This window comes from Burkholderia sp. Ac-20344 (assembly GCF_017104975.1).
Lineage (GTDB): Bacteria > Pseudomonadota > Gammaproteobacteria > Burkholderiales > Burkholderiaceae > Burkholderia.
This window is the reverse complement of the sequence record NZ_JAAGPP010000006.1, coordinates 78,250-90,985: the sequence shown is the minus strand read 5'-3', so window position 1 is coordinate 90,985 and position 12,736 is coordinate 78,250. Positions and strand designations below refer to the sequence as shown.

The 12,736-nt window shown below is 57.3% G+C and carries 9 protein-coding genes and 1 pseudogene; 6 read left to right on the top strand and 4 right to left on the bottom strand.

The window, feature by feature from the left end; all coding sequences use genetic code 11:
• The first annotated feature begins 143 nt into the window (after nucleotides 1-143).
• The 6 genes from G3N64_RS03915 (at nucleotide 144) to G3N64_RS03890 (ending at nucleotide 5,303) form a co-directional block, all read left to right on the top strand.
• Nucleotides 144-737, top strand: coding sequence for a TIGR00730 family Rossman fold protein (locus tag G3N64_RS03915; RefSeq protein ID WP_205782479.1), 594 nt, complete (start codon nucleotides 144-146; stop codon nucleotides 735-737).
• A 62-nt stretch (nucleotides 738-799) separates the two neighbouring features.
• Nucleotides 800-1,666, top strand: a complete 867-nt coding sequence (locus tag G3N64_RS03910) for a thymidylate synthase (RefSeq protein ID WP_152855881.1) — start codon at nucleotides 800-802, stop codon at nucleotides 1,664-1,666.
• On the top strand, nucleotides 1,656-2,219 hold the full coding sequence (locus G3N64_RS03905; protein ID WP_152855882.1) for an inosine/xanthosine triphosphatase: 564 nt from the start codon (nucleotides 1,656-1,658) through the stop codon (nucleotides 2,217-2,219). Before G3N64_RS03910 ends, G3N64_RS03905 begins: the two co-directional genes overlap by 11 nt.
• Nucleotides 2,216-3,508 (top strand): amidohydrolase family protein, encoded by a 1,293-nt coding sequence (locus G3N64_RS03900; protein WP_205782478.1) that lies wholly within the window; start codon nucleotides 2,216-2,218, stop codon nucleotides 3,506-3,508. The genes G3N64_RS03905 and G3N64_RS03900 overlap by 4 nt, the downstream gene beginning before the upstream one ends.
• Nucleotides 3,505-4,110 carry a phosphoribosylglycinamide formyltransferase gene (gene purN, locus G3N64_RS03895; RefSeq protein WP_205782477.1) on the top strand — a complete coding sequence of 202 codons (606 nt, stop codon included), beginning with the start codon at nucleotides 3,505-3,507 and terminating at the stop codon, nucleotides 4,108-4,110. Before G3N64_RS03900 ends, purN begins: the two co-directional genes overlap by 4 nt.
• Complete coding sequence (locus tag G3N64_RS03890) at nucleotides 4,107-5,303, top strand: MFS transporter (RefSeq protein ID WP_205782476.1); 1,197 nt, start codon at nucleotides 4,107-4,109, stop codon at nucleotides 5,301-5,303. Before purN ends, G3N64_RS03890 begins: the two co-directional genes overlap by 4 nt.
• A 44-nt stretch (nucleotides 5,304-5,347) precedes the next feature.
• Here G3N64_RS03890 and G3N64_RS39575 read toward each other — a convergent pair.
• The 4 genes and pseudogenes from G3N64_RS39575 to tssI all read right to left on the bottom strand — a co-directional run.
• Nucleotides 5,348-5,551 (bottom strand): annotated as a pseudogene (locus G3N64_RS39575) (DUF2384 domain-containing protein); the annotation flags it as partial.
• Between the two features lie 256 nt (nucleotides 5,552-5,807).
• Nucleotides 5,808-6,002 carry a PAAR domain-containing protein gene (locus G3N64_RS03885; RefSeq protein ID WP_241020768.1) on the bottom strand — a complete coding sequence of 65 codons (195 nt, stop codon included), beginning with the start codon at nucleotides 6,000-6,002 and terminating at the stop codon, nucleotides 5,808-5,810.
• Between the two features lie 137 nt (nucleotides 6,003-6,139).
• Nucleotides 6,140-6,403 carry a hypothetical protein gene (locus G3N64_RS03880; RefSeq protein WP_124580319.1) on the bottom strand — a complete coding sequence of 88 codons (264 nt, stop codon included), beginning with the start codon at nucleotides 6,401-6,403 and terminating at the stop codon, nucleotides 6,140-6,142.
• Between the two features lie 17 nt (nucleotides 6,404-6,420).
• Nucleotides 6,421-12,390, bottom strand: a complete 5,970-nt coding sequence (gene tssI, locus G3N64_RS40370; protein WP_205782475.1) for a type VI secretion system tip protein TssI/VgrG — start codon at nucleotides 12,388-12,390, stop codon at nucleotides 6,421-6,423.
• Between the last annotated feature and the right edge of the window lie 346 nt (nucleotides 12,391-12,736).

The window sequence follows — 12,736 nt, the reverse complement described above, 5'->3', positions numbered from 1 at the left end:
CCCCAAATCGTGCTCTGCATCCGTGCGATCGAAGGTATCCAACACGACCTGCGTCCTGTTTCACCAAGCGTCTCGTAGTCCCCAGAAAAAAGCATCGGCCAACCATGCAGATGCTCGACACAAGCAGCTAATCAGGATAGCTAATGACAATCGATCGGTATCCCACCGGTTTCAGAGTAACCGTCTACGCAGGATCGTCGTTTGGCGCCAGTCCGGCGTTCTCCCGCGAGGCAGAGCGGTTCATTACGGACATGGTGTCGTCAGGCGCGGAGATTGTGTATGGCGGCGGAAAGGTCGGCTTGATGGGCGTGGTGGCCAAGGCGGCACTGAACGCCGGGGGCAAGGTCACGGGTGTCATCCCGCGAGCGCTGACCAGCGCGGAGATTTCCCATACATCATTGAGCACCCTGCACATTGTCGATTCGATGGCAACACGCAAGAAGCTGATGGAGGATCTGGGCAACTGCTTCGTCGCGCTGCCCGGTGGCATCGGAACGATCGAAGAAACCATCGAGGTTCTGTCGAACCTGATCCTTGGAAATCACAAGAAGCCGATCTTCCTGCTGAACGTCAACCACTATTGGGATCGTCTGCTGGATCTGGTCGCCCATGTCGTAGAGGCAGGATTTGCCAATGCGCTTGAAGGAAAGCTCTTGATGCGGATCAACAGCAACGCAGAGCTGTTGGTCGGGCTGAAGCAATGGAGTCCACCGCTTCCCCGTTGGGGTGAGAGCTGATTGCTGTTGTAGTTCCGTTTGTAGAAGTCGGGAAGTCGAAATTTAACCATTCAAAAATAATCATGGAAAATTTACTTCTGAAAACCAATCCGAGGGCCGACGTCCATCATGGATTCACCAACATCTACGGCGACACTGTCGATGATCTGGTGAGGCAAGGCATTCGCAACATCGTCCAGGAAGGGCGGCCCATCAAGTCGCGGGCCGGAGACGCGACCCAGGCTTACGGCGTCAACTATGTCCTGAACAATCCGCGCAATCGCGTCCATTCGCTTCGCAACGGGGCAAAGAAGTACTTTTGTCGCGAGCTGATCGCATACTTCAGCGGCAGTCTCAAGGCAGAGAGCGGACTAGCCAATGCATCGAAATTCTGGATGACCCTGATGGACAAGGATGGCAACGTCAACTCGAACTACGGCTATTACGTATTCTACGAGCCCGTCGAGAAATACGGTAACCAGTACAACTGGATCGTCAGCATGCTCACTGCGAACCAGGATTCCCGCCGCGCAATCATCAACATCAACCAGAACTATCACAAATCGGACACAAAGGACTTTCCTTGCACGATCGGGATGCAGTTTTTCATTCGAGAAAATCATCTGTATTGCGAAACGATTTCACGAAGCACGGACGTCATTACCGGTTTGCCGTATGACATGGGCTTCTTCTCGTTCATACATGAGCTGATCTACAGCGATCTCGTGTCGCGCGGGTGCAATCAGCTCAAACTGGGATCGACGATCATGAAGACCACGTTTACCCAGATCTACGACCATACGATGTCGAAAGCCAAAGACGCGATCGACGGGCGCGGCGAATCGGAGGTAATGCCGCTGATCCTTTCTGCCAGCGAAACGCTTGACGACATCTACAAGGGATCGGCGAAGACGGACATCATGAAATGGATCTACGACAATGCCGAATGAAACAACAGTGATCGCGATTGCATCGGAGAACGCGGCGAAGATCAACGCACTTCGCGGCGTGGCGGACGCGGTTTTCGGATCGTACCGAATTGTCGCCATCGCAGCTGAATCGGGCGTGTCCGAAACGCCAGCCAGCGACGTCGAGGCAATCCGGGGATGTGCGAACCGACTCGCCGCAATGCAGTCGTCGTGCAAAGAAGCCGTCGACTATTGGGTTGCGCTCGAAGGGCTGGTCGAACGGACCGCATTCGGTGACTTCGTCTACGGTTGGGCGGCGGTTCTCAAGACGGGGCGGACGCGACCAACCTATGGATGCAGCGGAAAAGTCATGCTTCCGACCGGGCTGATCGACGCCATGCCTGCCGGTGCTCGATTGTCGACGTACGTGAAGGATACGCTGGACGCGGACGGCGATAGCTGGATCGATGTGCTCGGAACAAATGGATTCCTCACTCGCGGACTCTATGACCGGACCATGGAGTTCGAGACTGCCATACGCTGTGCGCTCGGTTCGTCTCTGCATGTCGACAACGCGGAGCGTGTGTTGCCATGAGCGATGATGTTCTGTACGCAAACATCGAATACTTCGAACCCGAAACCTGCGGGCGCGTGAAGGCCGACATCCTCATCGGCGAAGGCGTGATTCGTGACATCTATCCCCCAGGGGAAGGACCGCGCACCGGAAACCAGGTGATCGACGGCGCGGGCTGCCTGATGTTTCCCGGGTTGGTCAACGCACATCTGCATCCGAGCAAGGAACTCTACGGCGACCTGCACGATTTTTCGCCGATCCAGGTCGTGCTGGACACCGTACATAAAAACAACGCGCTCGAGAGCGAGCAAACTCAACGGACGTCGGCACTGTACAGCATCCTGCGTAATGTGCGGGCGGGGGTGACGAGCTTTGGGATCTTTACGAGCCGCTTCGAGACCGATGCGCACGCTTGCGAGGCAGTGGGGGTACGCGCGTCGATTCAGTTCTGCCAGAGTGACCAGTGGCTGGGCACCGGTAGCAAGCCGGCCGCATATGGAATCGACGAAATCCTGAGCAGATACGAGCGGTCCGTTGCAGGGTACGAATCTTCACGGATCCACTTATCGCCTGCGACCGCCTCCGAGTTGTCTGCAAGCGATGACCTCGTGCGACAGTTGCATGCGGTCGCGAAGCGCTCTGGCAAGAAGTTCGCAATGCACATCCACGAAGGACCCACACAGGTCGCATCGTTCAGGGAGGTGCGCGGCACCCGTGCGCTTCACCATCTCGAATCGCTGGGTGTGCTGGACGAACACGCCACACTGGTACATGCCAGTAGTGTGGACGACTCCGACATCGAGATCTTGCAACGGACGAGAGCGAACCTGATTCATTGCCCGATCAGCAACAGCTTTGTCGGTGCGGGCCGGATGCCGGTCAGGAAATTTCTTGATGGCCAGCACGTCGGTCTCGGGACCGACGCTGCGATGGTGAATCCGGAAAACCGCCTGACGAATGACGCGATGTTCTGCCTGTACCACCATGGCGTACACGACTTGACGGAAAAGCCGGGCGCGCGGGACGTGTTCCGAATGTTGACGGTATCGGGTGCAGAAGCGATCGGCCTGCGGCGCCTTGGCGCAATCCGCGCTGGCTGGCTGGCCGATTTCCTGATCTACCGGCGCGCGCGGTTGAGCGAAGCGTATAGCGACACGCCGATCGGCAATCTCCGATTGCTGCGGAACGAAAGTCCGGATGAAGTTTTCGTCGGCGGAACGAAGATTTTCGCCGATGGCACTTTCTTGTGCTGCGACGGCGACGCATGGCAGGCACGGTTCGCGACACTCAAAGAAGGAATCACGGCATGAAGAAGATCGCATTTTTGTTTTCCGGTCGGGGTTCCCTGATCCGGTCGGTCATGAAAGGCGTCGATCGTGCATCCGTGCCGGCGGAAATCGCACTGGTGATCACCAATAACAAGGATTTTCCGGCCACCGGCGGGACGCTGATCGATCGCTTCGACGTTACGCGAATCCTGCACTCCGAATTCGCCGACCGCGATCTGTTCGAAGCGGCTATCGCGTGTCAACTCGACGCGCACGGTGTCGACCTGATCGTCCTCGGAGGATTCCGCCGGATATTCTCGCCGGCTTTCGTCAACAAGTACGGGACCCGGACGATCAATACGCATCCCTCGATTCTTCCCGCGTTTCCAGGTGACAAGGCGCAGCGGCGCGCACTCGATGCCGGCGTGAAGGTGACAGGCGCGACGGTGCATTTCATCAACGACGAGGTCGACGCGGGGCCGATCATCGATCAGGGCGTCGTGCGTATCTCGGCGGGTATGACCGAGCCGGAGCTGAAGGACGAAATAATCAAGGTCGAGGAAATCATCATTGCGGACGCGGTGAGAAATATTCTCGACGAGCGGATTGCTGTCGAGAACGGAATCGTGAGGGTCATTCAATGAAAGATAACGAAAAATCCGGAAACTTCGCGGTGGCGGTGGTCGTTGCGTTGATTCTATTCGTGGCGATTGTCAGCTTGGGTACGTCGCTTGCAATCTTGCCCATTTACGTGAACAAAGTGCTTGGCCTGTCGCCGTACTTCGTCGGAGCAGTCGTCGCAGCGGAGTCCGTGTCGACTCTGCTGTCGCGCGCCTATGCCGGTCGCTTCTCCGATACGCGCGGTCCGAAGACCGGGATGATCCGCGGTCTGCTGCTGATGTTCGTTGCCGGAGTGCTGTGCATCGCAGTGATCGGGGCAGGCGAGCCCGGTCGCTACCTCGCATTCGCCGTCGTGTTCGCCAGCCGGATTCTGATGGGTATCGGTGAGAGTCTGATCTTCACTTGCAGCGGAACTTGGCCCATCGGATTGGTGGGACGTGAGCACGCCGGCAAGATCATGTCCTGGGTCGGTATTGCGATGTTCCTGGGTCTAGCAATCGGCAATTACCTGGGCGTGTGGTCATATCAGGCCGCTGGATTGCTGGTCGGCGCCGCCGTGATGACGGCGCTACCGCTACTCGGAACCTTCGTCGTATGGTTCATCAAGGAAGTCAGCGTACACGACGATCACAGCCACCTTCCGCTCAGCTATGCGATAAAGCGCATCTGGAAGGCAGGGGCGGGTTTTGCACTGGCCAACGTTGGATATGCGTCGGTCACGTCGTTCCTGGCGTTGCTTTTTCTTGGAAACGGATGGAATGCCTATGCGGCTATCGCGCTCGCCCTGTTCGGAATCGGCTACGTTTCCGCCCGGTTGTTGTTGGGATGGCGGGCGGATTCATCCGGGTTGAACACGGTGATCGTTTCGCTGATTGTCGAGGCGATCGGATTGCTGTTGCTTGCCTATGCAAAGACCCCGGTTCAGGCCTCCGTCGGCTCTTTCCTCGCGGGCTTCGGGTTGTCGATGGTCTACCCGCTGCTGGCATTGCCGGCCATCAAGAGCCTCCCGGAAAAAAACATCGGACTGGCACTGAGTACTTACGAATCCTGCTTCGATATCGGTATCCTGATGGCCGGCGCTGCAGGCGGTGTGATTGCCTCGCATCTGGGTTATCCGTCGATCTTTCTCTTTGCATTCGTCTGCGCGCTGCTGTCGATCGTGTGCGCGTACCTTGCCTATCTACAGTTGTTCAGCGAAGTCAGGGCGACAGCATGATGACGCGCTGACTTCGAAGGCCGGAGGTGAATGGCATCTCCGGCTAAAGAGGCGATGTAGTGCAGCAGGTCTTCGGTGCGTCCTTCTGATATGCGTTGTTCGGCAGTCTTGTAGTCGAATGTGGGCAAAGGCTCATTGCGATACCAGAAGCGCGTGCTCTGCAGGTCGTCGGAGATATCGGTTGCAGCTCAGACGACCCGAAGTGCCACTCGAAGGAATTTCTGCACGCTTTCGAAGCCGGCCAAGCGGCCCGTCGTATATCGTGTGAGCAAGCTCGTTTTCGTTGCTCTAAAAGAATCGTGGGGGCCAGTCCGATAACCGAATGCACTCGCTGATTGGTCACGTCGCGCAGTTGCCATTGCTTGAACCCACATCCAATATGTCGCAGTATTGTTTATTGAAGAGGGAAAAGACATGCAGCCTGTCGTTGATAATGCAGTGCTATTTCGTCACGTAACGGCGGATAAGGCTGGCAGTTGGGGAAACCTGGTCTGGGAACGCGTTCTACTGATCCGCAAGAAACTGCTGCTGACTGGCGATTAATGATGCGCCGCAGGCGGTTTTCATACCATGCAAGGCGACAGCGCGACCTTCAATCGAATACTGGCTCGATCCCTGAATGATCGGGAATATGCCTTTACATTTCGGGCAACTGACCATATGGCCAACGCCAGCCGCTGGCTGACCACTGAGATCCATGCCTCCGAAGCCATCGAGCACGACACCGCCGTGATCGGTCATGTCACCCTTGCGAACGATGGGTTGCATTTTTGCCAACTCAATACGTCATTATTTATCAATTATTGATCGACTGTTGTCGTGATATTTCGAAAATATCATTTCGCATCGGTAAATTTCGGGTCCTTAACTATCTCATCATCTTCACTAGAGTAGTAAAGAAATCCGAGCGCCTTTGTTTCCACAAGAATACCTTCTGACATTTTTCCGCCTCCGACCAACTCTTGATCGATAAGCCAGTCGTCATACCCATCTACACATTGGCGCTTGTCGAAATCACACACGACAAGGCCAGCAACGTCCCCTTCGACGATAACATGATCGCCGATGTGGATATCTAGTCCAGATGAAACGTATTTCACGATGCGCCTCCTTCCTATCAAGGTGAGTTGAGAAATGGCTCAATCGGCACCATGCTTGACGTTAATTGCTCCGGCTTAAGCACATATTTTTGCTTCGCCCAGAAGCAAATGCATTTCGGATATGGTGACTGATTGGCCTGAAATATATTGTGATGCGACCCGTACACGCCATGTTGCATTTCATTATCAGGTATCACGTCGAGCGGCCTGTACCCAAATGTGCCAACTGCGATGATCTTCCCCGACACGGTTTTGCATGGATTGCATTTGTTCGGGCAGTCATCTTTTTCCTTGACCTTTTCTTGCGTACTGTCCGTGGACCTCGTCATGTACCAGATGCCCGCTCCGATCATGACCAGGGCGCCAACTCCTGCACCGATCAGTGTTCCGGGCCCGGGAACGACACTTCCGATACCAGCACCAATTGCTATCGTGCCAAGACCACTCGGATCGATCTTCTGTGTCGGAATGCCATCCGCATAGGCATAAAAATTTGGCCCGCCACGCAAGCCGATCGGATCCTGATTGATATATCGGCCTATAGCTGGATCGTAGTACCGGTGCCGGTTGTAGTACAGCCCGGACTCTCTGTCCCTGAATTGCCCCGGGAACCGGATCGGATTGTCGACCTCGTCGGCGATCATCGACTTCGTCTGCCCATAGCCGTCGCAGTCTGCCGCCCACACGACCCGACGCGTCTCGTCGTAGAGTTCCTGCGGCGCACCAAGATGATCGGTAATGTAGAAGTATCGTTTGCTGCGCTCGAGACGAGCCACCGGCCCGGCATGGTCCGGATGGGCAACGTAGGTCACGGACTCATCGTTGCGCGGAGTCTGCCCCGCGTGGACCTCTTGCAACATCCAGTCGCCGTCCCAGACGAATAGCGTTGTAGACGGCGCAGCACCGGCGGGCGTATGAACCTTTGCGATCCGTCGACCGAGCGCGTCGTAGCGGTATTCGGTGCGGCTGCCATCGGCCTGTTCTATGCTGCTGAGTTGATGCCCGTTGTCGTAACGGTAGCGCGTTTCCACGGATTCCGGTGTTGTTACAGGTGCGACGACATCCCTGCGGGTCAGCAACCTGTCGAGCAGCCCGGGATTGTGATCCGGCTCAGGCACATCCTGCAGCGCTCGCGCGACGCGTCCGATCCGGTTGCCGTGCCCATCGTAGCTGAAATCAAGTTGAGAGCGCGTCAGCCCGGCGACTGCAATGAATCGCTTCAACCGATCGCCAGGCGCCTCCGGGACGGCGGTCGCATCGGTCATCGACATAGCTGCGCTGTCGTCTTCCGATCCGTGGTCTAGCCTCGAGAGCAGGTTACCTGCCAAATCGTACCGATATATTTCACCTGACGGGTGCTGGACAGCTTCGCCGCCCAGCCGGTTCACACTGGCCAACCGCGCGAGCGGATCGTATTGGAAGTGACGCTCGCCTCGCCACGTATCGGCTAGTCGCGTGATCTGCCCGGCCGCATCGTAGTCCCACGCGCGCCACGGACGCGGTTCCGCACGTGGCTGCCCCCGCTCATCGAGATCCTGCAAGCGCTGCGTTTGCAGAAATCCGGCTTCGTTGTACGCAAACAGCTGCGCGATGGGGCCTTGAACTGCATGAATCGTCCGATGCAACGCATCGCGCTCGAAACTCGCCAGCGGTTCGCCGTCGAGCAGTAGCCCGTGGATATGACCACTGCCGTAACGTTGCCAAGTCAGCGTGCCGACGCTAGGCAACTGCATCCCGCTGCGGTTGCTGGCTGCATCGAACGTGTGCTGGAGCCGCCAAACTCGCCCGTGGTGCGATTGAACCTCGGCCGTGCGCCGTCCGGCCGCATCGTATTCGTACGTGATCTGCGATGATTCGCTGTCTTTCGGTTCATGGCGGATTTGCGTAAGCAGGCCACGAGCGTCGTAACCAAACGTAGTGTGTGTTCCATCCCCGAGTCGTCTCTCGATCGGCCGTCCCAGATTGTCGTAAAGCAGCGTCGTGCGCAATTGGCCATCATTGCCGTAATCGACTTGTGCGATCTGTTCGCCAGCAGCATTGCATTCGACTTGCTGGCGTCGGCCATCGAATCCCGTTTGTGCAACCATGCGACCCTGCGCGTCATACTCGAACGTGCAGCGCTCGCCTTTTGCATTGGTCAGCGCCACGACCCGCCCGAGCACGTCGTAACCGTAACCGGTGGTGCTGCCATCAGGCGCTTCAACCCGGACGATCTGGCCGTAGGCGTCCCGTGTCACCTGCGTCGTGCGCCCAAGCGGATCGGTATAGGCAATCGCCTGTCCCGTCCGATCGTATGCCGTTTTCCAGACGCCGAGCCCAGCCGGGGCGATCGCCGTGGGCAGTCCGGCAGCATTGCCGTAAAATTTGCTCGTCTGCCCGAGTGCATTCGTCTGGTGGGTTTGCCGCCCGCGCTCGTCGTAACCGTACTGCGTCGTGAAGCCCGAGCAGTCGGTGCGTGCGATCATCTGACCGGCGTCGTTGAATTGTGTTTTCGTAACGTTACCGAGCGCGTCGGTGTGTGCGACAGCCAAGCCATTTTCAAACGTGGTACTAGATGTGTTGCCGAGCGGGTCGATCTCCTTGACCAGATGGCCGTCGGTGTCGTATTCGCGCTGCCAGATATGCCCAGCGGGATCGGTAATTCGCGTCGGCAAGTTCTGGTCGTTGTATTCAATGCGCGTCAGCTGGCCTGCGGCGTCACGGATCGCGATCGGATTCCCGGTTGTGTCGCTGACTGATTGCGTCTTGCGGCCGAGCGCGTCGATGCGCGCCGCGACATTACCCGTCTCATCGAACTCGGTCTGGTCCGCGCTGCCGTCCGAATGAACGATCTGGTCGACTGCCCATAGGCCGTTGTAGCGGTACGTCGTCGTGTTCCCGAGTGCATCCGTCACCTGCGTCATCCGGGCGGTCGGCTGGTACGAGAAGCGTGCCTCGCGCGTCACGACTGGCTGGCCGTCGGCGTCGAGTGTGTACGCGTAGGTTCTGATGCAGCGCGCCTGTGGCGTCTCGCCGTCCCACTCGGCGACGAACGTTGCGCCGGCCGGCGTCTCGTAGCGCGTCAGCAGGTGCGTGTGATACGCGTATGTCCAGGTTAGATTGCCGCTGTCGATCGCGTGAACGAGATCGCCGTGATCGTCGTATCGATACGCGGCAAGTTTCTGCGTCGAAGTGCCATGCTCGTCGAGCAGATGGACCTCGATGATGCGGCCTTCACTGTCGTGCTGGCACGAGACCGTATGGCAGTTGTTCTGGATCTGATGCAGGTTGCCGCTCGGCGTATACCTAAACGACAGCGATTGCTTGTCGCGGGTCTCGTAGCGCTCCAACAGCCAACGATCGGATTCGCTCGGATGCGGGCTATACGTCTCGACGATGCCATTCGGAAAGCGTACCGCGTACCTCGTGAGCCTCTCGATACTGTCAAGCCGCTGAAGCGTGTATTTCTCGATCGGATGAAAGTGTTCCTGACCCGAATCGAGCAACGGAAATTGCAGCTGTCGGCCGTCGAAGTCGATATAGACGAGCTTCGGTATATCAGCGATCGTCACGCGACGTACTTCGGTCGCGTACTGAAGCTTCCATGCGATGCCGAAACTGCCGGTTCGCTGATCGGCGCTGCGATAACGCCGATTCCAGCGGATCGGCACTCTTCCTGGCAATGTGAAATCGTCGTGCGTGAGCAACTTCTGGCCAGTTGCAACGTCCACTGGATGCGCGCTAGTGGTCTTCTTAGCGCATTCCGCGCAATCGGCCTCCGTGACGGGCGCGAGACCTTTTGCACTGCCGCCGCTCTGCGTGACCGGTCCCTCGAGATAGATTCCCTTGCCCTTCAGGTGAATACCGGCCGCGTCGATCGTAATCATGCCGCCCGGACCGATCAGTTGCGCCGTCTTCGCGCCTGAGAGGCTTGCCTGGCCCGAGTCGGTGATTCGAATCTGATTGCTGTTCGCACTCTGGACCGGATCAGGGATTTGCGGGCTGAAGCTGGGGGAAATGTCGAGCGGCGTCTCCTGGTCTTTCTTGACCGCATCGCCGACGGCTTTGCCTCGTACCGTTACCTCATAGGTATGCCCGACGTGCGCGGTCCAGTCCTGCACCACGCGATCAACGCGATCCATGCCGACCGTGCTGGCCATCTGCAGTACGACATTGCGTAGATACAGGCCGCCGACGTTGACGTTGTAGGCCAGACCGACGTTGAGCATTTTGCCAAGTCCGACCGATTGCACCGAGGCCAGACCGACGGTCTCAAACTTGACGCCACCAGTCGATAAGGTCCAGTTCTGGCCAATGCTGGCCTTCTCGTCGTTCCCAACCGATTTTTCGCGATCGTTGCCGACCGAGTGCGATTCATCGTTCTCGACTTCGATGCGCTGATCTTTCTCCGCATGCAACCAGACTTCTTCTTGCCCCTTTCGGTCTTCGAAGCGCAGTGCGTTCGCCGTTCCGTTGTCGCCGCCTGTCGTTGAGCGTGTCAGGATGCCGCTCTGGGTCGCGTTGTCCGGCAGCGCCCACGGTGGCATGTTCGCCGCGTTGTAGACAGATGCAATAATTAGGGGGCGATCAGGGTTGCCGTCGGTGAAGGTCACGACGACCTCGTCCCCAATGCGAGGAAGCTGGATCATCCCGAATCCGCTACTGGCCCAGGGTTGCGCGACGCGCACCCAACACGAACTCGCCTGATCCTGCTTGCCGAGCCGATCCCATGGCAACTGGATTTTCACGCGACCAAGCCTGTCGGTGTAAATTTCCTCGCCTTTCGGCCCGACTACCACTGCCGTCTGCACGCCATGGATCGTCGGCCGCGGATTCGTCAGCAGCGGTCGATACGGAATCTTCTTGCGGATGCAGCGGAATTCGGCTGTATAGATTGCGCTGCCCGGCACGGTTAGGGCTTGCGACTCCGGCTTTGCCTGGTAGTTGTTCGTTCCATGGTGCCGGATCGACGTCAATAGAAATTGCCGGTCCTCGGGCTTCGCCTGCTCGTGATCGTAGTGCGCGTCGAGCTCGAAGTACCGCTCAAGCTCGAGCCTGCGATAGTGACTCTTGCCGACGAAGATCTTGCTGTGGGCAGCCAGCGCCTCGGTTCGGAATCGGGCGAGTTGTTCGCCTCGATCGGAATCGGGAAAACCGTGGGCACCGAGATAGTCGTAGAGCTCATAGTTGTCGACTTCGCCCTGATCGACAGCCGTGTCTCGTTCGACGTAACGCCGCGCACCAGGCGCTTTATAGTCTCCTGTCTTGAGCGCGACGCTACCTGACGTGAATTTGCGACGCGATACGAACGATGTAACGATCTGGTTGCTTTCTAGGATCTCGTCGGTCGAATAGCGCAGTACCGGACTGTACCCGGCAATGGGATCGGCGTTGATCGACGAGTCCGTGATGATCAATGTATGGCCGTCCTTCTTGTGCTCGAAATAGAAGAACAGCCCTTCTTCCTGCATCAGGCGCAGCGCGAAAGCGAGATCAGTCTCCTTGTACTGGGTACAGTAGCTGCGATTAATCGTTGGCGCGGACAAACGAAACACGACGTCACCGAATCTCCGGTATCGATGCATCACGTCGTTGAGGATATCGCCGACCGTCTGTTCCTGAAAAATCCGGATATCCTGACGGCGATCCATGAAGGCGAGCCACGGTCGGGCGACGGCCTCGTAGGTAGCAAGGCCACCATCTGTGCCGGTGTGTATAAAATCAGTGACGTAGCCGTGAAAATAGCGCACGTCCGTACTGGCAAGCGCGTCAGTCAGTTGCAGGGTGACCGTCACTGGCTTGCCGATCAGTTGCTTAAGCTCGATGTTCGGGTCCTGGGACGCGAGCATGAACTTCATTTCAAACAGTTCGCCCAACCCCTCTTCGCAGACGAACTCGGTCAGCACGAGCGCCGAGCGACCGGACAACGGCGTGTCGATCGTGAACAGCCGATTGTTTTGCAGCGCAAAGAATTGCTTTGCGATCTCTTGAAGGGAAATGGGCGACATAGGCGATAACGTCCTGTCGTTGTTGGTTCTTCTATCGGACCGGGAGACAGCCTCCTCCCATATATCGGTCCTCTCTCGTCAGGCATGCTGCCCGATCGTATGATCGTAGCAAAGTCGTTTTCGACAGGCACGATTTTCTGGCTATTGTTTCCTATTGATGCTGAACTGGCGGCATGTGCGTCATATTGTTGACGAATTGTGAATTAACGTATCGCCGCAGCTCGCGATGATATCGTCCGATGTGCAATGATCATTTGCGCCGCTGTGGTGCTTGCTCATTTACCTCGAAAAAAATCGAACTGCGAACTTTATTGGGTCAAAGAGACCAGCCACAGTACCCGTATTG

Coding starts and splice junctions, on each gene's coding strand:
- G3N64_RS03900 (WP_205782478.1), top strand. CDS start 2,216: ATGAGCGATGATGTTCTGTACGCAAACATCGAATACTTCGAACCCGAA.
- G3N64_RS03885 (WP_241020768.1), bottom strand. CDS start 6,002: ATGGATCTCAGTGGTCAGCCAGCGGCTGGCGTTGGCCATATGGTCAGT.
- G3N64_RS03905 (WP_152855882.1), top strand. CDS start 1,656: ATGCCGAATGAAACAACAGTGATCGCGATTGCATCGGAGAACGCGGCG.
- tssI (WP_205782475.1), bottom strand. CDS start 12,390: ATGTCGCCCATTTCCCTTCAAGAGATCGCAAAGCAATTCTTTGCGCTG.
- G3N64_RS03890 (WP_205782476.1), top strand. CDS start 4,107: ATGAAAGATAACGAAAAATCCGGAAACTTCGCGGTGGCGGTGGTCGTT.
- G3N64_RS03915 (WP_205782479.1), top strand. CDS start 144: ATGACAATCGATCGGTATCCCACCGGTTTCAGAGTAACCGTCTACGCA.
- purN (WP_205782477.1), top strand. CDS start 3,505: ATGAAGAAGATCGCATTTTTGTTTTCCGGTCGGGGTTCCCTGATCCGG.
- G3N64_RS03910 (WP_152855881.1), top strand. CDS start 800: ATGGAAAATTTACTTCTGAAAACCAATCCGAGGGCCGACGTCCATCAT.